The organism is Pedobacter lusitanus, assembly GCF_040026395.1.
Lineage (GTDB): Bacteria > Bacteroidota > Bacteroidia > Sphingobacteriales > Sphingobacteriaceae > Pedobacter > Pedobacter lusitanus.
In genome coordinates, this window is sequence record NZ_CP157278.1 from 1517013 (window position 1) to 1539318 (window position 22306).

A 22306-nucleotide genomic window follows, 5' to 3' on the forward strand; every position below is an offset into this window, starting at 1 on the left:
ATTTATCTTTTCTACCTATGAAAAAAACAAGTCAGGAAGAGGTCTAGCTTTCTGGCTTGTTTTATTTTTTTGCTGGCTTACGTTGAAATGGAAAAAGAAATACAGTTGACAGAGACTAAGAAAAATGATGTAACCAACAGATCTGAAAAATGGATTTTCAGCTGGGGTGCTGTCCTGAGTGCACTTATCCTGAGTTCCTTAATTCCACTGGCATTTATGATTCCTTATAAAGACAGCATGTCTTTTAATGCAAGATTCCGTACGCAGCACAAAATAGTTCCGGTCATCAGTCCTTATAACGGAATTATCAAAAGAGATGTTTTTGATATTAATGATGCAATTACACCCAATACTTTCCTGTTTACGATTTTTGACTTATCAGCACAAAAGGAAACTTCTGTATACGCCAAAGAATCAGGATATTATATGCCTTATAAAATTAAATTCAGGAATAAAACCTATGTAAGTAAAAACGATACGCTGTTTTATATCATGCCTGATATTAAAAACAAAAACGAAATCTACTGTACTGCAGATGCTGATGAATTTGATATATCAAAACTGAGTATCGGCGACAAGGTTCAGGTATCTGTGGAAAGATATGGAGAGGATTTCAATATTCCGGGTACGGTGTCATCTATAGCTAAATGCCCGGACCGGTCTGGAAAATACCCTTTCCAGATAAACCTGGAGTATGATGACATCAGAGATCTTTCTGAAAAGGGAATGCTGAATTTTAATCAGGAAGGCAAAGCCCAGGTCAAATTTAAAACACAGAAACTGGGTTATAAGTTACTTAGCCTTTTATAATTTAGTGAATAATCCCTCTTAACACTGCGAATTTAATCAATGAAGCAGTATTTTTCACGCCCGTCTTTTCTATCAGACTCTGACGGTGTCCTTCAATTGTTCTTTTACTGATAAACAGCTTAGCCGACATCTGATTATTGGTCAGTCCTTCTGCTATCAGATCCAGGATCTCAATTTCGCGCATGGAAAATTCAATTTCAGCATCATGGTGACTTAAAGCCGGTGCACGGATAGCCTTATCCAACAGACGTATAGCCAGTTCAGCACATAAATATTTGCCTCCTGAATGAACATGTTTTAAGGAAAAAATAAGTTCATCGGAGCTAACATTTTTCAGCAGGTAACCAGATGCTCCTTCTGAGAAAGCCTGAGAAACATACTTCTCATTGTCCAGCATAGAAAGCATGACAATCTGTGTATCCGGACTGTTTAATTTAAGTTCTTTAATCAGAGAAATCCCATCCATTTCGGGCATATTAATATCTGCAAGCACAATATCTACTTTAAGCCCCTCACTAATTATATCCAGCACCTGCTTTCCATTTGTAGCCTCCCCTGCTATACTAATCTCCTTATCTGCCTCCAATAGCATACGAATTCCATTACGTACAATATTATGATCTTCTGCTAATATTAAACTTAACATAAATACTACTTATTTTTTTGAACATTGTTTTATCACAAAAATTCCTGTCATAGCTAAGACAATCCGCCCAGATCCTTTAACATTTTTTTCAGTCTGTCAGTATGTAGCTGAATTTCTTCAATTCTTTCATTATTTTTAGAATCAGCGTGCAAATTTATTTTGCCCGGATCATCTCTTTTCATATTCAGCAATAGATTTTTTCTTTCTTCCATCATCCTTATAGCAACCCAAAGCGACTCCTCTATTCTTTTCATCTGTTCATTCTCCAGTATCTTTTCAGTGAAGGAATGCCCGGTATAACAGCGATAACGGTTTATAGCATCATTGTTTATTTTAACCAATGCACCTCCACAGTCCGGACAGGTAAGATGACTGAATTCTCCTAATTTAGCCAGATCTTCCATACTACTTGTCATTCTTCTGGTAATATCAGCCTCCAGTTTTACATCAGCAGGTGCTTCTTTATTTTCGCAGACAGTATGCAGGAATCTATCAGTCAGAATATAACCCATTTCATTTACAGACACTTTGTAATCGACTTCAACACTCCTTAATACATTGTCAGGCATATCGCGGAATTCTGCTTCTTCAGGGTCCTGAACAATACAGAGTCCTCCGCTTCTTTTGACAGCAAACATGCCTGAAGTACCATCATCAAGCAGACCAGTCAGAATAATAGCTGCCACACAATCTCCATAAGCTGCAGCTGCAGATCTGAAAAGCACATCTATAGCAGGTCTCCAGTGATTTTCAAAAGCACCTCTTGTAATCAGAATCTGTCCCTTTACCAGCAACATATGGTGATCTGCTTTGGCCAGATAAATTGTCCTGTTCTCTATTGACTGCCCATTTTCAGGAATTATACACTCCAATTCAGTATGTTTCTGAATTGCCCCCAAAAGTACTTCAGTCATCGAACTCCTGGATAAATGAATCACAATAAAAACTGCTGCGTCCAGGTCTTTTTTAAAAGTAGACACCAATTTTGAAACTGCAGAAAGTCCGCCAGCGGAAGTTCCTATAGTAATGATATTTTTCACTTCTGTCTCCATACGCTTTGAATTGAATTTTTATACTGAGAGTTCAGGAGTATTGTCAAATGTAATAGTTACTGTCAGGCCTTTTTTTGAATTCTCAAACTTAATCTTTCCATTTAACAGGTATACTCTGTTTCTGATCCCGCTTAATCCCGAACCCGTGTTATTTTCCTGATCGTGCGGCTGACTGAGACCTGTTCCATTATCAGATACCCGGATAGATACTCTATTGTTTTTTAAACAGACACTGATCTCTGCATGACTTGCTTTTGAATGTTTAATACAGTTATTGACTAATTCCTGTATCATTCTGAAAATATACAATTGTACGTCAGGGTGTAGAGTATCTGCAGTTCTATCGATATAGGTATCAATCTGAAAATGAACTGTACTGGTACGCTGCGCCATTTCCTTTATTCCTGCAACAAAACCAAAATCTTTCAGTACTGATGGAGTTAGTTCATAGGAAATCTGTCTTGTCTCTTTAATTGCCTGATCAAGAAGCTGTTTAACATTCTTAAACTCACCCTTCAGCGAATTACTTCTTTCTACACTTTCCAGATTTAACTTTATTCCATAAAGTAATTGACAGACACTGTCATGCAAAGCGCTGCTGATGCTGTTACGTTCTTTCTCCTGTGCGGTGAGCGTTGCCGAAAGAACCAGTTTCTGCTGATCATTCTTTAAAATGGCAGCCTCCTGTTCCAATCGTTTTCGTTCTGTAATATCGGTTAAGATCCCTGCAAAATACCCTGACTCTTCCGGTATTTTAATCTCATGCCCTTTTACAGCTATATATCTGAAACTATTATCAATGTCCCCGATTCTGAATTCCAGATCTATATCTTTTATGCCATGCACAGCGCTGATCAGCTGGTTACCTACCTGCTTCTGGTCATCAGGATGAATAAGTTCGATCAATCCGGTAATTGTTCCGTTGAATGATGTACTACTTACCCCCATAATATTAAAACTATGTGTATCCAGGAAAACAGTATTGGATGCACAACCAATAGTCCAGGTACCTGTAGCTGAAGCCTTAAGGGTCATTTCCAACCGGTCTTTTGTTTCTTTTAAAACCTGCTGGGCATTACGGCTTTCAGTAATATCAATAATTGCAATATAGTATTTGACTTCAGTTACAATTATACTTGATACCGCACGTCCTTCCATACGGGCGTAAATAAACTGATCATCAATAAGTTTTAACTTAACTTCAGCAGTTTGTTTATGATCATTGTATTGCAGCCTGTGAAGAAAATTATAAAAATCTTCCCAGGACTGCGGCGAAATAAAACTCTGAAATCTTTTATGAAGAATGGTTTGTCTGGGTATATTAAGCAGGTCTACCGCATTCTGGTTAACTTCTTCTACTATGCCCAGATAATCCAGAATAAAATAACTTACGGGTGCCAGGTTATACAGACCAACAAATTTAGCTCTTTCCCGATCCAGCGTTGCATAGGAAGCTTTCAGTTCATCATTCTGCATCTCCAGCTCCAGCTGATAGACCTGAAGTTCATTAAGCAAAACATTAACATCATCAGGAGTCAGTCTTGTCTTCGCAGAAAAATCTTCATTCTTATATTTAAGCTTTCCTGATAACTTACTGATTAATGATATACTATTTTCTCTTTCTGAACTATGATCTTTATCCACTGCTTTGATTTCTAAAAGTGATTAATGATATCAAACCTACTTCTGATTCGGCCTTATTGACCGGCTGACTCTTTACAAACATATCTTTTAGCCCTAAACCCTGAAAACTATGCTGAATAAACATTTCTGTCGCTTCGGTCTCCAACAGCAGCTTATCGAGCTTATTTGTTTTCCATTTGTTGTGAACAATCTCCATGAAAGATTGTTCTAGAATTTCATCTTCCTTTAAATTAAATTTCTGTAAAAACTGGTTATTGGCAACCAGAACTTTTCGGTCTCTGTCCAGTACTACCGCAGCTTCAGAATTCAGGTTGATCATACCTTTTGCATAGTTAAGTAAAGATATTAATCTGTTCTCCATTGCTTTTACCGGGGTAATTTTAGTAAAAGTAACTACAGCGCCGCTTATAAAATTATCCATTGTGCGGTAAGGCATGATCCTTAAATTATACCACTCGTCTTTTTTCGTTGTAACCTCCAGCTCTTTCCCGGCCAGTTTTTCAATTACTTCTTTGATTGAATCTTCCAGGGAAGGATAATCAAAATTGGAAACGATATGGGTAATAGATCTGCCTACATCACTTGGAATAACATTAAACAGTTTAGTGACCTGAGGAGTAAAACGAACAATATTAAGCTGGTTATCCAGAAATATAGTCCCGATTTCAGTATTATCCAGCAGGTTTTTCATATCATTATTCAGCTGAGTTAATTCCTCTGCTTTATTCTGATACTGGAGATTGATGGTCATGAGCTCTTCATTCAGCGACTGCATTTCCTCTTTGGTAGTCAGGGCTTCTTCGTTAGTACTCTGTAATTCTTCATTGGTACTCTGCAGCTCTTCATTGGTAGATTTCAATTCTTCCAGCGAGGTTTCCATCTGCTCAATAGTACTGTGTAACTGTTGTTTGGTATAAATCAGCTCTTTTTCCAGCTCCTCTACCGCTCCCTCTCTTGATGGATCTATATTAAGGCCTTTGGTCACTCTCTTTTTCTTGAGCGGTCCCAGATCATAAAAGGTTACCAGCAGCAAATCCTGCAACGGCAACTCTGTCATGTAGGTGACCTTAAAACGCACCAGGTAAACCCCGTTTTCTTCCTTAATCTTTATATCAGAAACCTCTATATTCTCTTTTTGCTCCCAAACCTGATGCAGAGCATTCCCCAGGGCATATTTAAGTTCTTCTCTGGCCAGCCTGTGAATATTGAATATGGCCTCACCAGAGTTAATCTGCATAAACTTTGAGGTTTTACCATTAATATAAAGGATATCGCCACGTTCATTCAATAATAACGATGTTGGCGTATAGTTTTCCAGCAGGACTTTATGAAAAGTTTCTACTAAAGGATTCTTAATGTTTTTAACCGGCAGCTGCATCTTCACATTTTTATTATGCTGATTGGCAACATGAAATGGAAAATCAAGCATATTCCCGAGAGAAGCACCTTCTTTACGCTGGAAAAGCTTCCATTTCGTATCTAAGTTAGTAAAGCTATCATGAAAAGTCCCTACAGATTCTGCCGGGCCAAGGAATAAAAGCCCATTAGGATTCAGAGAATAATGAAAAACAGGAATGATTTTTTTCTGCAGCTCTGAAGTAAGATATATCATCACATTTCTGCAGCATAATAAATCCAGGCGTGTGAATGGTGCATCCTTAATGAGGTTATGCTGGGCAAATACAATCATTTCCCGAACCTCTTTTTTTACAATATATCCGTCATTCACCTTAACAAAAAATCGTTCCAGTCTTTCAGGAGATACTTCTGAACTTATATTGGCAAAGTAATTTCCAGACCGGGCATGATCAATAGCAATAGGATCAAGATCTGTGGCAAAGATCTGCAGTTTTGGTACTCTGTCTATCTTTGCTGATTCGAAATATTCTATTAGTAATATCGCAATAGAATAAGCTTCTTCACCTGTAGAACAACCTGCTACCCAGACACGAATAGGATCACCGATACCTCTGTTAGCCAGGTGGGCATATAATTTACTTTTTAAAACTTCGAATGCACTGTGATCTCTGAAAAACTTGGTTACACCTATTAGTAATTCATTAAATAATAAAGCTATTTCGTTAGGATTTTCTCTCAGGTAATTGATATAGTCTACATAATCATGTAATTGATTAATGGCTATTCTCCTTTCAATTCTTCTGATAATTGTATTTTTCTTATACAATGTAAAATCATGACCTGTATGGGAACGCAACAGCATTAATATCTTTTGCAGATGTGTCTGGTTAGTATTATTCATCGCAATATCATCAGCCGACTTAGCGTCCATTAATGCCGGATGATTAATATACTGTATCAGTTTTACGGGCATATCTTCAGGAGCAAGTACATAATCCACCATGTTGGATTTTATAGCTGCATTAGGCATACTCGGATATTCAGCTGTCGCCGGATCCTGTACCATTGCCATCCCTAACTTTTCCTTGATCATTCTCACACCGGTTTCTCCATCGGCACCCATTCCCGAAAAAATAATAGAAACAGCATTGCCCCACTGGTCTTCGGCAAGACTCTGCAAAAAATAATCAATAGACATGTGTGCACCTTTATAACGGGAAGCTTCCATTAACAATAAACGTCCGTTGTGTATACCCATATCTTTACCCGGAGGAATAACATAAATATGATCCGGTTCAACCTGCGTACCATCTGTTGCTTCATCGATAATCATAGATGACACCGGCCGAAGCATGGCTGCCACATTAATATGATGGGAATTATCGAGGTGCATAATAATCACAAATGCCATCCCGCTTTTGACCGGCATATGTAAAAAGAACTTTTCAAAAGCATGAAATGAACCTGCAGACCCACCCATCCCGATGATTGGGAAAGATGATTTATTTTGTTCGGTTGTTTTTGATTTGGATGTTTGTGGAATCATTATTTTTCTCTCAATAAATCTTATAAAGCTAAAATAAAGTTGCTAGTTTCCGGTTACAAAAATATATTAAAAGATAAACTTATTAAATCAATTTTGCATGAATCATCGCTAAATCGTTATTATTCTGTCAATTGACATCGGGTGAATCCTGCTCTTTTTTTTGTGAAATTTATCTCTGACAGGAAATACAAACAGGTATCCACCCGGATGAAAAAAATAATATAACAACAGATTACTTAATCGTAAGATTTAATTTCCTTTGGAAAGCATTGTTGATTGATCACTATAAGATATGGTATGGAGAAGTTTGCGGTGATTACTCTTGCCGGTTGCAGCATGCCTGATCAGGCGAAACATAGCAGTGTAAGTGTCATCCCAGGATAAAGTCCGGACAGTATCAGTATAGGGATCCACACATGGAAACGAATGTACATTGGCATGAAAAGTTTTCCTGTTATCATGCTGTGAATATCCTTGTGTAAAAACAAGATCAGCCTTTTCGACCAGTTTCTTTTCTAAGATGGTCATCTCCTCTGGTGAACGCCTGAACATGGAAACTTCATCCATGCAGTCAAATATGGTTAGTTTAGGTTTGTGTTTTTTAGTAAAGGCCAGAGCCGAAGAAGTATAATACCAGAATGTCCAGTTATCCAGATCTGCATTTACGAGAAATTCATCGATTAACCGGGTCATACATTTGGTGATCTGACCAGAACTTAATCCTGGTCTTAAATGAGGTACCAGTTTCCACAGTGTTTCAGATCTGGTTCCAAAAGATAAATAAGGGCCTTCCTTTGCATCAAAAACAGGGTTTTCGACAAAAAACACATTGGTATCATTAGCAAACCGCAGTAATAGCTGCTGCGGCCGCTGCAATAGAAAGTCCCAGCGAAGATGCGAGAAACAAAGCAAATTCTTTGGTGCCATACCCATATTCTGTTTCATAATATTGAGGAGAGATTAATTTTAAATCAAAATTAAGACGATTTTTCAACTAACCATCAGTATAAACACCTGAAAGTTCTGTGTTAAATACCTATTTTAAGATTGTAAGATCTTTTAATCTTTTTATATTCTTGCCTTCCCTTTGTTTTTCTTACCATACATCAATACAACAACAATTTAATTATACCATATTTGTCGTATAAAAAAATTACAGACATGAAAAAACTACTTGTATTATTATTTGCAGCCTCTGCTGCACTATTTGCTTTTAAGCCGGCGGCCAATACGTGGACTGCAGATAAAGCGCACTCAAAATTAGGATTTGTTATTACCCACCTGATGATTACTGACGTTGAAGGTTCCTTCAAAAACTTTGAATCAACAATTGTTGCTTCTAAAGATGACTTCTCTGATGCAGTTGTTACTTTAACAGCTGATGTAAATTCAGTAAATACAGAAGATGACAAAAGAGATGGTCACCTGAAAAGTGCAGATTTCTTTGACGCAGAGAAATTCCCTAAATTAACTTTCAAAAGTACTTCAGTAAAAAAATTAGCTGGTAATAAATTCAAAGTAAGTGGTCTGTTAAGTTTACATGGTGTAACTAAACCAGTTACTTTAGATGCTACCTTAAGAGGTGTAACTACTAACCCAATGTCTAAAAAAGCTACTGCTGGCTTCAAAGTAACCGGAACAATTAAAAGAGCTGATTTTGCTTTAGGTTCAAAATATCCAAGTGCAATGTTAAGCGATGAAATCACACTTAACGCAAATACTGAGTTTGTTAAAAACTAGTAAAGATATTATTTCAGGCAGACCTGACTGAATAGAAAAAGCCACTGCTCCTTAAGGGACAGTGGCTTTTTCATTTAAACTGGTATATGTTTACCAGATTTTCACTCTTTTATCAGGAGCAAGGTATAATGAATCACCAGATTTCACATTAAAAGCTGTGTAAAATTCAGGGATATTTCTTACCACTCCATTCACACGGAATCTTGCAGGAGAATGCGGATCTGTTCCTACCTGTTTTCTCAGTGCCTGTTCTCTTGACTTGTTTAACCAAACCTGTCCCCAGCCAATAAACACACGCTGATCACCATTAAAGCCATCCAGAACCGGAGCAGTTTTACCATTAAGACTGGCGTGATAAGCTTTCAGGGCGATAGTCAGTCCGCCAAGGTCACCAATATTCTCCCCTAAAGTAAATTCACCATTTACATTCAGATCGCTCAAAACTTTAAATCCACTGTACTGTGCTGCCAAAGCACCTGTTCTTTTCTTAAATTCGCTCAGGTCATTTTTTGTCCACCAGTTACGCATTACCCCATCACCATCAAAAGTACTGCCCTGATCATCAAAGCCATGTCCGATTTCGTGACCGATTACTGCACCAATACCACCATAATTAACAGCATCATCTGCATTCATATCAAAAAATGGTGGCTGCAGAATAGCTGCTGGAAATACAATTTCATTCAATGGCGGATTATAATAAGCATTAACCGTCTGCGGAGTCATTCCCCATTCTGAACGGTCAACCGGAGTACCTAGTTTTTTCATCATCCGATTGTATTCAAAAGCTGTTGAACGGGTCATGTTTCCATAAAGATCATCCTTAACTATTTTAAGTGTTGAATAATCTCTCCATTTATCAGGATAACCAATTTTAGGTGTAAACTTGCTGATCTTTTTCAATGCCTCTGTTTTGGTTTCCGGACTCATCCATTCCAGATTCTGAATACTTGCTTCATAAGCTTTAAGCAGATTTCCTACCAGTACAAGCATCCTTGCCTTTGCTTCCGGTGAAAAATGTTTCTCTACATATAGTTTTCCTACCATCTCTCCCAAAGAGCTATTGACTACACCTACAGCTCTGCGCCATTGCGGACGCTGTTTAGGCACCCCATTCAGAATAGTTCCGTTGAAATTAAAGTTTTCTTCATCCAGTGCAGTATTCAGCGAACCGGCAGCTCCATTAACCAAACTCCATTTCAGATAAGTCTTCCAGGTAGTAAGCGGAGTGTTTTTTATAACAGCATTCAGATCTTTGGTATAATTCACCTGCGCAACAACAACGCTATCTACGTTTTTCACCCCAGCTTCATTCAGCATAGCCTGCCAGTCAAAATCAGGCATTAAAGTATTCAGCTTGTTTACTGCATATTTATTATATAAACCAGCCATATTTCTGGTTTCTTCTTTTTTCATTTGTTTAGAAGCCATCAGGGTTTCCAAAGCCATTATTTCTGCTGCTTTGGGTTTTGCAGCAGCAACACCTGCCAGGATCAGCATTTTTTCAATATGTGCTACATATTTAGTTCTGATTTCTTTGGACTTAGCATTGTCTGTAAAATAATATTCTCTGTCAGGTAGCCCCAGACCACCCTGCCAGCTTAACAACATATAATTTTTAGGATCCTTAAAGTCCTCTGTAACTGCCACACTAAAAGGAGCCGCATTCCCTATTTTACTTGCATAAGCAAAGTAAGCGGCAAGTTCTTTCTGATTTTTGATTGCATCAATCTTCTTAAACTCTCCGGCAAGTGGTTTCACTCCTACTGCATCCCTTGCAGTCATATTCATATAGGAGCCATACAAATCACCAATCTTCTGTTCTTCTGAACCATCTGCAAACTTTCCTGCAGCTGCTTTTTCTATAATCTCTTTAACATCTTCCTGTGCCTTATCGTTCACCATCGAACCTACACTTGCTGAAGGCTTATCTGACGGAATTTCGGTCTTTTTAATCCAGCTACCATTCACATACTCCATGAAGTTGTTTCCCGGAAGAACCTGTTTATCCATATTTTCGAGAATTATCCCCGATTTAGGATCGTCTGTCGAACGAAACGAATGGAATGCTACACTGATCAGCAGGGAACCCGCTATCAATGGCACACCCAATGAGAGTTTTAAATTATTCATATCTTATTCTTTAGTTTAACCAAATCTACTAAGAATAGGCAGCCGTTTATAATCCATCTGATAATTTGTTTATGCTTCTCAGTTTTATTTCAATAAATTGCGCCCTGCTTGAAAAAGATTGCAGAATAGAAGATTATAGATGACAAGGATTGATAAAGACACACCTATAGCTGTTATTGGCCTGGGTTACGTTGGCTTACCACTGGCAGTAGCTTTTGCCAGATATTTCAAAGTAACAGGCTTCGATACTAAACAAAAACGTATAGAGGAACTAAATACCGGACACGATAATACGCTTGAAATCACTGAAAGTCATTTACTCAAAGTGAAACCAAGCCTATCGTTCACTTATAATGCTGATGACTTACAGCAGGCACGTATTTATATCATTACTGTTCCAACTCCGATTGACAAGTTTAATCATCCTGACCTGTCTGCTTTATATAAAGCAAGCGAAACTGTTGGCAGGTATCTGAAGCACGGCGACATTGTAATTTATGAATCAACGGTATATCCTGGTGTTACAGAAGAAGAATGTGCCCCAGTACTGGAACGTGCATCCGGACTCAGGTTTAATGAGGATTTCTTTTGCGGTTATTCACCTGAGCGAATAAATCCGGGTGATAAAGAGCATACACTAACTAAAATCTTAAAAATCACGTCAGGTTCAACACCAGAAACTGCAGATCGTGTTGACGAGTTGTACCGTACAATCATTACAGCCGGAACTTACAGAGCTCCAAGCATTAAAATAGCTGAAGCTGCCAAGGTCATAGAAAATGCACAGAGAGATATAAATATCGCCTTTGTCAATGAACTGGCTAAGATATTTAACCTGATCGGTTTAAATACTCTCGAGATACTTGAAGCAGCCGGGACTAAATGGAATTTCCTGAATTTCAAACCTGGTCTTGTAGGTGGACATTGTATTGGCGTAGATCCCTACTACCTTGCCCAAAAGGCGCAGGAAGCAGGTTATCATCCTGAAATTATCCTTGCAGGAAGACGTTTAAATGATGGTATGGGACAATATATTGCTGATGAAGTAATTAAACTGATGGTTCGTAAACAAATACAGGTAACTGCCAGCGAAGTTCTGATTCTGGGTTTCACCTTCAAGGAAAATTGTCCCGATGTACGTAATACCAGGGTAATTGATATTGTGACCCGGTTGAAAGAATACCACGTTAATGTATGTATCCTTGATCCATGGGCAGATCCCGAACATGTATATCAGGAATATGGCATTACCTGTCAGAATGAACAGATCACAGACCGCAAATTTGACGCTGTAATCGCAGCTGTTGCCCACACAGAATTTGAAGATCTTGATATTCAGCAGCTTTGTAAAGAAAACACTGTAGTATATGATATAAAAGGTATGTTACCTGAAGAACTTACTCATGGAAGACTTTAAAAATCAACTGTATCTTAAACCTTACCATAACCAGGATTTAAGTAAATCATCTTTTCTGATAACCGGGGGAGCCGGTTTTATCGGATCCAACCTGGTTCAGTACTTATTGAAATATGGTGCTGCGAAAGTCCGGGTACTGGATAATTTGTCAACGGGTTTTTTAAAGAATATACAGGAATTTGAATCTAATCCTGCTTTTGAGTTTATCCAAGGCGATATCCGTGATGCTGATACCTGTCTGACTGCCTGTAAAGACATAGACTATGTTTCTCATCAGGCTGCTTTAGGTTCGGTTCCACGCTCTGTTAATGATCCTTCAACAACCAGTCAGGTAAACATAGAAGGTTTTTTAAATATGCTTATTGCTGTCAAAGATCAGCAGGTCAAAAGAATAGTTTATGCAGCTTCTTCTTCCACTTATGGAGACAGCAAGGAATTACCCAAAACAGAAGATCGTATCGGTACTCCCCTTTCCCCATATGCGGTAACCAAACTGGTTAATGAATTATATGCGGATGTTTTTAGAAAAACTTATGGAACAGATAGCATAGGTTTAAGATATTTTAATGTTTTTGGCCCCAATCAGGATCCAGAGGGAGCTTATGCAGCAGTTATCCCACTATTTATGAAAGCTGCCTTAGCTGGTCTGCCGCCCGTAATCAATGGTGACGGAAGTCAGACGCGTGATTTCACTTTCATAGAAAATGTAATACAGGCCAACATCAAAGCGCTTTTATTTACTGGCAATTCACCACATTCAATCTACAATGTTGCCTGTAGTGAACGTATCTCGTTAAACCAGTTATGGGCCAGCATAAAAGAACTAAATGGCACAGATCCGGGACAAACTTACGGCCCCTCCAGGACAGGAGATATTCATGACTCACTGGCAGACATCAGCAGAATCCGCCACGATCTTGATTATGAACCATTATTTGATGTAAAGAAAGGCCTCCAATACACGCTAAACTGGATGAGGAATAAGTTCTAAATACTTATTCCTCATATTTATCTTCGATCTGGCTGGTAATAATTTTCTCAACAGATCTCCAGTAAAATCTGGTCATCAGATCTTCTGCCCTTGACATAACTTCCGTAAATTCATATCCTGTAATCAAGTAATTATCTTTTGCAAACAGTCTGAATAACAATCTCTGTTTACGTTCATTTAATTTACGAAGCTTGATATTAGGCATAGTTTCTCTATGCATCGCGTAATTTTCAGCCAGATTCGCTGTAATTAATCCCGTTTTAGGGTTCTTATATAAAAGAATCTCCCTGGAACTGGTTATCGCAGAAAAACAGAACCGACTATATAAATCAGGATGCAATCTGTTATTGTGTTTATTTAAAAATCTGGTGATTTCCAGCACAAGTTCAAAATTTCCATCGGGAAAATTCTGAACAAACTCTTCCTTAAAGCATACAAATAAATTTTCCGCTAGTCTCTCACTCTTGAATATGGCTAAACATATAGATAAAGCTGTGGTATAGGAAGCGTTTTGCCCCAGTTCACCCCATTCAAAATTACATTCATAAAATGGGCGTACTACACCAGCCTGCTCAGGGAATATTTCAATTCCGTTCACCCACATTCTCCTGGTTGTTTTAACTGGCAAGGAAAGATCATCAGTAACAACTATAGCTCCCCTGATATGAAAAACTGTTTCTGCCATCCCAATATCCCATTTGGTTTTCTTAGATCCTGCATAAATATTCATAAGCACATTTTTAATTTAGGAATAAACTAAAAAGGAAAGGCATGGCGGCCAGCATTATGCGTTGACCAGGAAAATTCGCCGGCCGCACATACCATTTTCCCAATTGGTGGTTTGTGTTAATATGGAGCTGCGAAAACAAATAGGCTGGATCTAAAAGAAATAGGGTCGGCTACTTGCTCGTCTAATGTAACAGTGGTTCTGGTAAACCCAATATTTTTTTCAAAATATACCCTACAATAAACTTAAGCAAGCAACCGACCCCATATTTATGAGTTCAGGCTGCTTGACTTATCTCGTAGGGTATTATTGAAATTTACCAGATTTCTGTTACGAGGCTCATCAAGCAGTGCTTCATGTCGAGTTGAAGAACTGCTAAATTAAAAATTTTGTTTAAATCTATTTTTTTATAGCATAATAATTATTGGCATCAAGTGAACAAATATGTTGATTAATTATTCAAATTCTATTAATATTCTACATTATAAACACTAATATCAACATTATTGTAGAATAATACTAATAAAATGTAGAATATTTTTAAACATTATTGATTTACCTTGTTTTTAGTGAAAAAAGAGGATTTTAAGAAACATAAAGGTGAATATTTAGACTCCGTTGTCCGTAAAACCGGGATAACGATTAAGGCATTAACTGCATCTGCAGGATTTGACCGGACTACCTATTATCATCATATTATGGACCCTCATCTACCTTATAAGGTAATCGCTAAATATGGCGAAGTACTGCATCACGATTTCTCTGATGAGTATCCGGAAATAAGATCCTCCAGAGTTAATGATACCCGTGAAATTACGACATTCGAAGAAATGGAAAAAGACAGAAATTACTGGCGCTCCAGATTTCTGGATTTAGCGGAGAAAGTAGCAGATAACTATAAGAAAGAAAAGCCCTAGGTCTATCAGTTAAATCGATTATTCAGATTCTCTTTGTGCTGCCGGATTAATAAAGTCTACCGCAATCTGCGTAAGATAAGTATCTGCAGCTCTTTCATCGGCAAGATTCTGTTTCAAAATAAACTTGGCCTTAGAATGATCCAGCTCGGCGAGCAATGAAATCAAACTTCCATAACTTGCAATTTTATAATGCGCTATGAGCTGTACTGCATAGATTATAGCCGCATCACGCAATGCAGTACCTGTTTCCACAGTTTTTACTATAGAAGCAGCTTTATCACTTAAGATTTCGATAATATTACATTTCCCTTTTCCAGGCTGCTTATTCATCATATCAAATACAGCATCTAACTGCCGTACATGCCTGGCCGCTACATCCGATTGTGAAATTAATGCACGTTGTAATTCTTCCGTAAATGCGGCAATAGACAATGCTGCTGCACAATTGACCAGTTTTTTTTCTGCTATATATAAATCCTGCAAACACTGGACAAAGAAATCTAATAAGCCTTGCTCTCTGAGTTGATCCACCATAAGGCGATGATTTAATTTCTTGAAGGAACGTCCCCGTAAGGAATAACAGGATTAAAACAATCAGAACTGAGAAAAGTTTACATAAATTGCTTTTAGTTCATAGCTTTGCAGAGATTTAAAATTTATTATGGCAGTATTACATAGAAAAGAAGAGAAAATAGAAGTTGTGCTAAGTAAGCTTCCAAAAGATTATACCGATGAACAGTTTGTGGAAACTTTCATCCAGCTTTATTCAAAAGACTGGGGAAAAATCAAAGCTAACTATATCAAACAGTCGCAGGATAAAGAACCCGGCACGGTGATTACCATGCCTAAACCTGAGCTATATTTAAAAAGTATTTTAACAGTATATCTGAAAAATAAAAAAGGCTAGAAATAATCAGGAGGACGGAGATCAGACAAAGATCTGTGTCCTCTGTTAATTTATGGCCTGCATTAACTCCGGCCTGTTATTAGCCACACCTTTCACTACCGTCGCATTTACGGCCTTATCTACCCTGTAACAATCCATCAGTTCATCAGGATAAGCTTTGCACAGATTAAGTAAATCAGGAGTCCCCAAATCCTTGCTTAGCCATAGTGCTTCTTCTTCCCTGTTTAGTATGACAGGCATTCTGAATTTCGGTGCATGAACTTTACCAACTATTTCATTGGCCTGGGTAGTCATAATGGTAAAGGAGCGATATACATCTCCGGAAAACTGATCCTTCCACTGGCTCCACAGACCAGCAAAGGCAAATAAATCTCTGTCTTTTAACACAAAACGGTAAGGCAGCGTATCTCCTGTTTTTTTATCCCATTCATAAAATCCATCAGCCAGTACCAGACAGGTTTTGCGGTGCGTAATTAAAGGAGCAAAAGTTTTCTTCCCCATAATTTCTTCAGAACGGGCATTGAGCGTAGAAAAATCAAGTTTCGTACTCTGCGCCCAGTATGGGACAAGTCCAAAATGCATCAGCTGTGCTATATCAGGTTCGTCCGCAGTAATGACTAAACCCTTCTGTGTAGGTGCAAGATTATAATTCGGCTTATAGTCTGCTGGTAATTTCACCTGGTAACGGATCAGTAATTCTTTCTGGGCCTTAGTCAGCGTATAGCGTGCGCACATGATTCTAAATTTATTATATTTGTTCAATGAGTTATAAAGTAACCAAATTTGATCTGGTTTTTGAAGGAAAACCTGTTGCTGTTGCTGTACATGCAGTAACAGATGGCGAGGAAACAAACCATATAGTTTCTATAGACGACTATGAAAATTTCGAGATCAGAATGACTAAAGACAACAAATGGAAAGCTGACAATGGCACAGGAATAAACGAAGATCTGCTTACACTCATTACCGGACATTATCAGGCTCCCTAACTCAGACGGCCTTTATCAGATGAGTTTGTTTTCTTCCATGTAATCCCTTGCTTCCCGGAAATCAGTAAAAATATGATCTGCACCAGCTAATTTAGCGTGACTTTCCCTATCGCCCTGAATGGCAAAACAAGTTAGACCAGCATTTTTCGCAGCAAGCAAGCCATTCAAAGTATCTTCAAATACCAGGCATTCATTCTTCTGGAAACCTATACCCTTAACGGCGAGATCATAAGATTCAGGGTCAGGTTTACTTTTTGTCACATCGCTCCTGGTTACGAGTAATTTAAAGTATTTTCCCAGCCCGTTTTTCCTGAATAATTCATCTACATCAGCTCTTTTACTTGCCGTAACCAGAGCCATTGCAATTCCTTTAGAAAAAAAGTAGTCCAATATTTCTTCAGCATATGGCATCAGTTCAATCGTACTGGTAATCAGCCGCTGGTTGGTCAGTTCTTCTTTTTTTGAAATTAAGATCTCAAGAGGCGATGCTATCTCATATAATTCCTTTAACCTTTTAGCGTTTCCAGGCAAAGGAACACCGGCAAAATTTTTAAGAAAATCAGTGTATTCCAGCTGAACATCAGATTCTGCCAGGATTTCGTTCCATACACTATAATGAAAGTGTTCTGAATCAACAAGAGTACCGTCTAAATCAAAAAGGAGTGCTTTAAATTTTGTCATTAAGATTTGCTTTTTATCCAGGCTACCAGATCATTAATTAATGTTTCAGATACGTTAGAAGGAACATCGTACTGACTTACAGGGCCTTTTTCGACCTGAGAACTTAACAGGTGATTCAAATCAGGATATAATTTCAAAGTGACATTACGTTTTTTATTCAATGCGGCACTCCAAAGCTCATAATCATGGGTTGATACCTGGAAATCATTTCCTCCCTGTATAATCAGCATACGTTGTTTACTGTTCTTTTTCGCAACCTCTACCTGATTGTACTTATTAAGGTCCACCCAGTATGAAACCGGCAACCCCAGAATCACAGAATCTGGCTTCATATTCCCGGCAGCGGTCAGTTTACTTCTATCGAGCTCTTTAATACGTGCATCAAACTGGCTTTTAATTGACTGTGTAGTATCTTTTGCCAAATCAAACATGTATTTATTTTGTTCAATAAGAATATCGGTTAAAGTTCTTGCTGGTGCGGCAGCCAATATCATCCCGTTTAATTCAGGTGCTAAAGCGGCGATCCTTGGAGCCAGCATCCCTCCCAGACTATGTCCCATTAAATAAATCTGTTTCTTATCAGCATCAGGAATAGTACCGGCTAAAGCAATAGCTGCCAGTGCATCATCAGTCACCTCCTCTTTCACGGTAAAAGCACCTCCAAATTCACCACTATAAACCATTGTTCTTTTTACATAACGGATGCTGGCTACTCCTTTAGCAGCAAAGCCAGCGGCAAGATCTTTGAAGGTCTTATTAGGCCCAACAGTTTCATCCATATCTGCTGGTCCGGAACCATGTACGAGTACAACCACAGGGAAGTTTTTTACATTTTTTGGTATAGTTAGTTTTCCAACCAGACTATGTCCCTGAGTTTTAATATAAACCTCTTTTTCTGTATACAATGTCGTATCAGCATAAACAGGATTCTGATAAGCAGAAGCCGATTTATTTGGTGCAACAAAAAAACCAACCATATTCCCGGCTTTATTATAAGCCAGTAAAAATGACTGTGTAGTTTTTGCAAATTTCCCATCAACTGTGACTACAAAAAAATCACCTTTAGTCTTGCTTTCAACGCCACTTGCAGATTCAAACTTACCCAGCTTATCATTGAAGTTCTCCCACATTTTCTGCAGATCTCCGGCAGAAATCTTTGATGACACACTTGCATCAAAATAAGCCTGCGCTTCAGTAAATTTCTTCTGATCCAATAAATCAAAAAAGTCACTCGAGCGGTTAAATAATTTAATAATATCCTGTGAAAAACAAAAGTTTGAGCACAACAATACAAAGAGTAATAAGGTAATTTTTTTCATGAAATTTATCTGGCGTTTAAATCAAAGCTAACATATTTTTGACTTAAACATGATCACATCGACTGAAAAAAAACATTAGATTGGGGTAAATAATTTTTCCTTATTAATTAATAATCCTTAAAGATGACGAAAACAAAAAAAATACAGATATGCGTTGCAGGGGCAACTGGCTGGGCCGGCTCTGAACTCTGCAGAGGAATTGTTTTAACAGAGGATCTGGAATTGGTTTCTGCGGTTTCGCGCACCAATGCCAACAAAGATCTGAATGTTCTCCTAAACTTATCTCAGGATAATAACATACCGGTTTTTGGAACAATAGAAGAAGCTTTAGCTGTGCCTTGTGATGTTTTAGTCGATTATACAAAACCAGATATCGCCAAACACCAGGTAATTACCGCAATCCATAAAGGAGTAAATGTAGTAGTTGGTACATCAGGTCTTTCAGACGCAGATTATCAGGAGATCGGATCAATAGCTGAACAAAAACAACAATCTGTACTCGCTGTCGGAAACTTTGCAATCAGCGTTGTACTCCTGAATAAATTTGCAGAAATGGCTGCGGGCTATATGCCTCAGTGGGAGATTATAGATTATGCAAGTGACCGTAAAATTGATTCACCGAGCGGAAGTGCACTGGAGCTGGCCAACAGATTATCAAAGGTGAGAGAATCAGTTAAAACAATTCCTGTAGAAGAGACTAAAGGAATTAAAGAAACAAGAGGTGCAGACATTAATGGCATGCAGGTACATGCAGTAAGATTACCCGGGTTTATCATTTCTCTGGAAACGATTTTTGGTATGACCGATGAAAAACTGATCATCAAACATGAAGCCGGAGGCAGTGCAAAACCTTATGTACAAGGTGCTTTACTGGCCATCCGGAAAGTAGATTCTTTTACCGGTTTAAAAAGAGGGTTAGATAGTGTAATGGATTTCAACTCACAAATATGACTAAAAATCAATACATAACTTATCAGAAATTTAGTGATTACACCACAGCTTCTGAATTTGGCACTTTATTTAAAGATAACCAGATCGATTATATCATTGAAGATACTTCTCTTCAGTTTGACTCATTTTTCTCAAGTAATGAACCAGCTAAAGAATACAGCATCAAAATCAAACCGGATGAGTTTATAAAAGCAGACAATCTCCTGCTTCAAAACCCGACCGAAAATCCACGAACAATAGGTGAAGATTATTATTTAGTCCATTTCACTAATGAAGAGCTCTACAATGTGATCGCAAAACAAAATGAATGGAATGAATTTGATTTTCAGCTCGCACAAAAATTATTAAAAGAGAGAGGTGCAGAAATCAGACCAGAGACAATTGAAGAATTAAAAAAACAAAATCTGATAGAACTAAGCAAACCATTGAAATTAGAAAAAGGATGGATATATATAGGGTATATAAGTGCCATACTGGGAGGATTATTTGGGATATTGATAGGATGGCATATTTACACCTACAAAAAACTCTTGCCAGATGGTGGAAAAATCTATCACTATGAAGAATTTGACAGAAAAAACGGGAAAACAATGCTTGTTATCGGAGCAATCACATTTTCCGTATTTCTGATTATTAGAATGATTAATTAGGTTACCGGGATGTTTTTACATCAACCCTGTTCAGCAAATTCACTTCCTGAAAAAATTGATCATTTAAACGTGATTAAAAAACAAGCATAAGACAATCTTTATTAACTGTCAGAAAATAAGCCGGAATATTTGGTATTACCATTCTTTTATAGCTAAATTTATGATATCAATTTAATATCATTTAAATACTATACATATGAAAGTAGAAAAGATTGTTACGCCCTTTAATGGTTATCTGGTTATTTTCCTTTTAGTCGTTACCGCAGCCGTATTAGCCTTTGCCGTTAGCGCACAGCAAATCATTTTAATCATTACCTGTATCCCCGTTTTCATCATTTTAGGGAAAGGTCTGATCATCGTCAGCCCCAACAGCTCAAAAGTGCTTTTACTTTTCGGGAAATATAAAGGAACGATCAAACAAAACGGAATGTTCTGGGTCAACCCATTATATACCCGATTCACTTACTCCCTGCGTGCCAGGAACTTTGAAAGTGAAAAGATCAAAGTAAATGATAAAATGGGGAATCCTATTCTGATTAGCGTAATCCTGGTCTGGAGAGTGAAAGATACATTTAAAGTTGCCTTTGAAGTAGATAATTATACAACTTTTATCAAAATCCAAACAGACTCAGCAGTCAGGAAACTTGCTGGCTCTTTCCCTTATGATCATTTTGAAGACGAGACTGCTACAATCACTTTAAGCACCAACTTTGATGATGTGAACATCGCATTGGAACAAGAGCTGGCAGAAAGACTGGAAATTGCAGGTATAGAAGTTATAGAATCCAGGATTGGCTATTTAGCTTATGCTCCGGAAATTGCTCATTCTATGTTGAGAAGACAACAGGCGTCAGCCGTAGTTGCTGCCCGTCATAAAATAGTTGAAGGGGCAGTTGGAATGGTGGAGAGTGCACTTCAGCTTTTGGCTGATAAAAAAATCATTGAATTTGATGATGACAGAAAAGCAACTATGGTAAGTAATTTAATGGTTGTCCTTTGTGGAGATAGCGAAACAAAACCCGTTATCAATACCGGGACATTAAATCAATAAATATGTCAGAAAAGAAATCATTTGCGTTAAGGATAGATTCAGAAACAATGAAGGCTATAGAGAAATGGGCTGCTGATGAATTTCGTAGTGTTAATGGACAGATTGAATGGATGTTGAATCATAGCCTTAAAAGTGCCAAAAGAATCAAAATTAAAGGAATACAAAAAGATAACCCGGAGAAACAAGATCCGGTTTAAACCCTAATCAAGAATAAAACAGAAAATATATGATTGCCCAATCTATTCAGAGATTACATTTTTTATGCGAAACCATACCCCAGCTTTTAAATGAGATTGATGATCATATATTTTCTTTAAAACCTGCCGCTCATCAATGGAGTAAAAAAGAAATTATCGGGCATCTGATTGACAGTGCGATTGCTAATCATCAGCGTTTTGTCAGGGCGCAGTTTGAAGACACGCCTAAAATAACCTACGATCAGAACAACTGTAACACATTCAACTATTATAATCAGATTGATTCGAATCAGGTGATCTCCTTCTGGACAGTTTACAACAAACAGCTTCTGGAATTAATCCGGTTAATACCACAGGAGTTATTAATGAGAAGATGTTTTGCCGGTGGCGATGAAAGTGTAACACTGGCTTTTATATTTAATGATTACGTCCAGCACCTGGAACATCATTTAAAACAGGTCGTCTCTTACCAGTACTTATAGCCTTTGCAATACACCACGGTATATATTTTCATTTTTTAAATACCCTTGCAAACCCAAATTCACATTGATAAAACGTTTGTTCACGTAATAAAATCGC

At 37.8% G+C, this 22306-nt stretch carries 23 protein-coding genes; 12 read left to right on the forward strand and 11 right to left on the reverse strand.

Translation table 11 applies throughout. The features are described from left to right. Positions 1-87 precede the first annotated feature (87 nt). Positions 88-810, forward strand: coding sequence for an HlyD family secretion protein (locus PL_RS06430; RefSeq protein WP_041881859.1), 723 nt, complete (start codon positions 88-90; stop codon positions 808-810). 1 nt (position 811) lies between these two features. Here PL_RS06430 and PL_RS06435 read toward each other — a convergent pair whose 3' ends face one another. The 5 genes from PL_RS06435 to PL_RS06455 form a co-directional block, all read right to left on the reverse strand. After that, entirely contained in the window at positions 812-1456 is a 645-nt protein-coding gene (locus tag PL_RS06435; RefSeq protein ID WP_041881855.1) for a response regulator transcription factor, read from the reverse strand. Positions 1457-1509: 53 nt separating this feature from the next. Further along, positions 1510-2508 (reverse strand): chemotaxis protein CheB, encoded by a 999-nt coding sequence (locus PL_RS06440; RefSeq protein WP_041881853.1) that lies wholly within the window; start codon positions 2506-2508, stop codon positions 1510-1512. 18 nt (positions 2509-2526) lie between these two features. After that, complete coding sequence (locus tag PL_RS06445; RefSeq protein ID WP_041881850.1) at positions 2527-4152, reverse strand: PAS domain-containing sensor histidine kinase; 1626 nt, start codon at positions 4150-4152, stop codon at positions 2527-2529. Then, entirely contained in the window at positions 4145-7057 is a 2913-nt protein-coding gene (locus PL_RS06450; protein WP_052496266.1) for a CheR family methyltransferase, read from the reverse strand. Before PL_RS06450 ends, PL_RS06445 begins: the two co-directional genes overlap by 8 nt. Positions 7058-7306: 249 nt before the next feature. Further along, entirely contained in the window at positions 7307-8002 is a 696-nt protein-coding gene (locus PL_RS06455) for a hypothetical protein (RefSeq protein WP_052496265.1), read from the reverse strand. Between the two features lie 216 nt (positions 8003-8218). Here PL_RS06455 and PL_RS06460 point away from each other — a divergent pair, with 216 nt between their 5' ends. Then, positions 8219-8797 carry a YceI family protein gene (locus tag PL_RS06460; RefSeq protein WP_041881847.1) on the forward strand — a complete coding sequence of 193 codons (579 nt, stop codon included), beginning with the start codon at positions 8219-8221 and terminating at the stop codon, positions 8795-8797. A 90-nt stretch (positions 8798-8887) separates the two neighbouring features. Here PL_RS06460 and PL_RS06465 read toward each other — a convergent pair whose 3' ends face one another. After that, the gene (locus PL_RS06465; RefSeq protein ID WP_041881845.1) at positions 8888-10930 is read right to left on the reverse strand and encodes a M13 family metallopeptidase; all 2043 of its coding nucleotides are present in this window, start codon (positions 10928-10930) and stop codon (positions 8888-8890) included. 139 nt (positions 10931-11069) lie between these two features. On the opposite strand from PL_RS06465, the gene PL_RS06470 reads away from it, so the two are divergent. Together PL_RS06470 and PL_RS06475 are read left to right on the forward strand one after the other, a co-directional pair. Beyond that, positions 11070-12347 carry a nucleotide sugar dehydrogenase gene (locus PL_RS06470; RefSeq protein WP_041881842.1) on the forward strand — a complete coding sequence of 426 codons (1278 nt, stop codon included), beginning with the start codon at positions 11070-11072 and terminating at the stop codon, positions 12345-12347. Then, complete coding sequence (locus tag PL_RS06475; RefSeq protein WP_152620310.1) at positions 12334-13338, forward strand: SDR family oxidoreductase; 1005 nt, start codon at positions 12334-12336, stop codon at positions 13336-13338. Before PL_RS06470 ends, PL_RS06475 begins: the two co-directional genes overlap by 14 nt. Before the next feature lie 4 nt (positions 13339-13342). Here PL_RS06475 and PL_RS06480 read toward each other — a convergent pair whose 3' ends face one another. Next, positions 13343-14068 (reverse strand): hypothetical protein, encoded by a 726-nt coding sequence (locus PL_RS06480; protein WP_041881840.1) that lies wholly within the window; start codon positions 14066-14068, stop codon positions 13343-13345. Positions 14069-14634: 566 nt separating this feature from the next. Here PL_RS06480 and PL_RS06485 point away from each other — a divergent pair. Continuing rightward, a complete protein-coding gene (locus tag PL_RS06485) occupies positions 14635-14982 on the forward strand; it encodes a hypothetical protein (RefSeq protein WP_152620309.1) in 348 nt (115 codons plus the stop codon). Between the two features lie 18 nt (positions 14983-15000). Here the strand turns inward: PL_RS06485 and PL_RS06490 are convergent, their stop codons facing one another. Next, entirely contained in the window at positions 15001-15516 is a 516-nt protein-coding gene (locus PL_RS06490) for a DUF892 family protein (protein ID WP_348621268.1), read from the reverse strand. A gap of 127 nt (positions 15517-15643) precedes the next feature. Between PL_RS06490 and PL_RS06495 the strand changes: the two genes are divergently transcribed. Continuing rightward, the gene (locus PL_RS06495; RefSeq protein ID WP_041881832.1) at positions 15644-15889 is read left to right on the forward strand and encodes a hypothetical protein; all 246 of its coding nucleotides are present in this window, start codon (positions 15644-15646) and stop codon (positions 15887-15889) included. Positions 15890-15934: 45 nt separating this feature from the next. Here the strand turns inward: PL_RS06495 and PL_RS06500 are convergent, their stop codons facing one another. Further along, complete coding sequence (locus tag PL_RS06500; RefSeq protein ID WP_041881831.1) at positions 15935-16624, reverse strand: SOS response-associated peptidase; 690 nt, start codon at positions 16622-16624, stop codon at positions 15935-15937. A 26-nt stretch (positions 16625-16650) separates the two neighbouring features. Here PL_RS06500 and PL_RS06505 point away from each other — a divergent pair, with 26 nt between their 5' ends. Then, positions 16651-16878 (forward strand): hypothetical protein, encoded by a 228-nt coding sequence (locus PL_RS06505; protein WP_041881829.1) that lies wholly within the window; start codon positions 16651-16653, stop codon positions 16876-16878. Between the two features lie 15 nt (positions 16879-16893). On the opposite strand, the gene PL_RS06510 is transcribed toward PL_RS06505, so the two are convergent. Together PL_RS06510 and PL_RS06515 are read right to left on the reverse strand one after the other, a co-directional pair. Then, positions 16894-17559, reverse strand: coding sequence for an HAD family hydrolase (locus PL_RS06510; protein WP_041881826.1), 666 nt, complete (start codon positions 17557-17559; stop codon positions 16894-16896). Beyond that, positions 17559-18878, reverse strand: coding sequence for an alpha/beta fold hydrolase (locus PL_RS06515; protein ID WP_041881824.1), 1320 nt, complete (start codon positions 18876-18878; stop codon positions 17559-17561). The genes PL_RS06510 and PL_RS06515 overlap by 1 nt, the downstream gene beginning before the upstream one ends. 123 nt (positions 18879-19001) lie before the next feature. Between PL_RS06515 and dapB the strand changes: the two genes are divergently transcribed. The 5 genes from dapB (at position 19002) to PL_RS06540 (ending at position 22209) form a co-directional block, all read left to right on the forward strand. After that, complete coding sequence (gene dapB / locus PL_RS06520; RefSeq protein WP_041881822.1) at positions 19002-19829, forward strand: 4-hydroxy-tetrahydrodipicolinate reductase; 828 nt, start codon at positions 19002-19004, stop codon at positions 19827-19829. Continuing rightward, positions 19826-20479 carry a hypothetical protein gene (locus tag PL_RS06525; RefSeq protein ID WP_041881820.1) on the forward strand — a complete coding sequence of 218 codons (654 nt, stop codon included), beginning with the start codon at positions 19826-19828 and terminating at the stop codon, positions 20477-20479. The genes dapB and PL_RS06525 overlap by 4 nt, the downstream gene beginning before the upstream one ends. 196 nt (positions 20480-20675) lie before the next feature. Beyond that, positions 20676-21530: an SPFH domain-containing protein gene (locus PL_RS06530; RefSeq protein ID WP_041881816.1), complete on the forward strand. Its 855-nt coding sequence runs from the start codon at positions 20676-20678 to the stop codon at positions 21528-21530. A 2-nt stretch (positions 21531-21532) separates the two neighbouring features. Further along, positions 21533-21727 (forward strand): hypothetical protein, encoded by a 195-nt coding sequence (locus PL_RS06535; RefSeq protein ID WP_041881814.1) that lies wholly within the window; start codon positions 21533-21535, stop codon positions 21725-21727. A gap of 29 nt (positions 21728-21756) precedes the next feature. Continuing rightward, entirely contained in the window at positions 21757-22209 is a 453-nt protein-coding gene (locus PL_RS06540) for a DinB family protein (RefSeq protein WP_041881811.1), read from the forward strand. Positions 22210-22306: the final 97 nt, after the last annotated feature.

Bases quoted from the DNA above. Each gene is read 5' to 3' on its own strand.
- PL_RS06495 (WP_041881832.1), top strand. From the start codon at position 15,644: ATGGCAGTATTACATAGAAAAGAAGAGAAAATAGAAGTTGTGCTAAGT.
- PL_RS06510 (WP_041881826.1), bottom strand. From the start codon at position 17,559: ATGACAAAATTTAAAGCACTCCTTTTTGATTTAGACGGTACTCTTGTT.
- PL_RS06440 (WP_041881853.1), bottom strand. From the start codon at position 2,508: ATGGAGACAGAAGTGAAAAATATCATTACTATAGGAACTTCCGCTGGC.
- PL_RS06455 (WP_052496265.1), bottom strand. From the start codon at position 8,002: ATGAAACAGAATATGGGTATGGCACCAAAGAATTTGCTTTGTTTCTCG.
- PL_RS06465 (WP_041881845.1), bottom strand. From the start codon at position 10,930: ATGAATAATTTAAAACTCTCATTGGGTGTGCCATTGATAGCGGGTTCC.
- PL_RS06480 (WP_041881840.1), bottom strand. From the start codon at position 14,068: ATGAATATTTATGCAGGATCTAAGAAAACCAAATGGGATATTGGGATG.
- PL_RS06540 (WP_041881811.1), top strand. From the start codon at position 21,757: ATGATTGCCCAATCTATTCAGAGATTACATTTTTTATGCGAAACCATA.
- PL_RS06530 (WP_041881816.1), top strand. From the start codon at position 20,676: ATGAAAGTAGAAAAGATTGTTACGCCCTTTAATGGTTATCTGGTTATT.
- PL_RS06525 (WP_041881820.1), top strand. From the start codon at position 19,826: ATGACTAAAAATCAATACATAACTTATCAGAAATTTAGTGATTACACC.
- PL_RS06490 (WP_348621268.1), bottom strand. From the start codon at position 15,516: ATGGTGGATCAACTCAGAGAGCAAGGCTTATTAGATTTCTTTGTCCAG.
- PL_RS06515 (WP_041881824.1), bottom strand. From the start codon at position 18,878: ATGAAAAAAATTACCTTATTACTCTTTGTATTGTTGTGCTCAAACTTT.
- PL_RS06535 (WP_041881814.1), top strand. From the start codon at position 21,533: ATGTCAGAAAAGAAATCATTTGCGTTAAGGATAGATTCAGAAACAATG.
- PL_RS06500 (WP_041881831.1), bottom strand. From the start codon at position 16,624: ATGTGCGCACGCTATACGCTGACTAAGGCCCAGAAAGAATTACTGATC.
- PL_RS06475 (WP_152620310.1), top strand. From the start codon at position 12,334: ATGGAAGACTTTAAAAATCAACTGTATCTTAAACCTTACCATAACCAG.
- PL_RS06505 (WP_041881829.1), top strand. From the start codon at position 16,651: ATGAGTTATAAAGTAACCAAATTTGATCTGGTTTTTGAAGGAAAACCT.
- dapB (WP_041881822.1), top strand. From the start codon at position 19,002: ATGACGAAAACAAAAAAAATACAGATATGCGTTGCAGGGGCAACTGGC.
- PL_RS06430 (WP_041881859.1), top strand. From the start codon at position 88: ATGGAAAAAGAAATACAGTTGACAGAGACTAAGAAAAATGATGTAACC.
- PL_RS06435 (WP_041881855.1), bottom strand. From the start codon at position 1,456: ATGTTAAGTTTAATATTAGCAGAAGATCATAATATTGTACGTAATGGA.
- PL_RS06470 (WP_041881842.1), top strand. From the start codon at position 11,070: ATGACAAGGATTGATAAAGACACACCTATAGCTGTTATTGGCCTGGGT.
- PL_RS06460 (WP_041881847.1), top strand. From the start codon at position 8,219: ATGAAAAAACTACTTGTATTATTATTTGCAGCCTCTGCTGCACTATTT.
- PL_RS06450 (WP_052496266.1), bottom strand. From the start codon at position 7,057: ATGATTCCACAAACATCCAAATCAAAAACAACCGAACAAAATAAATCA.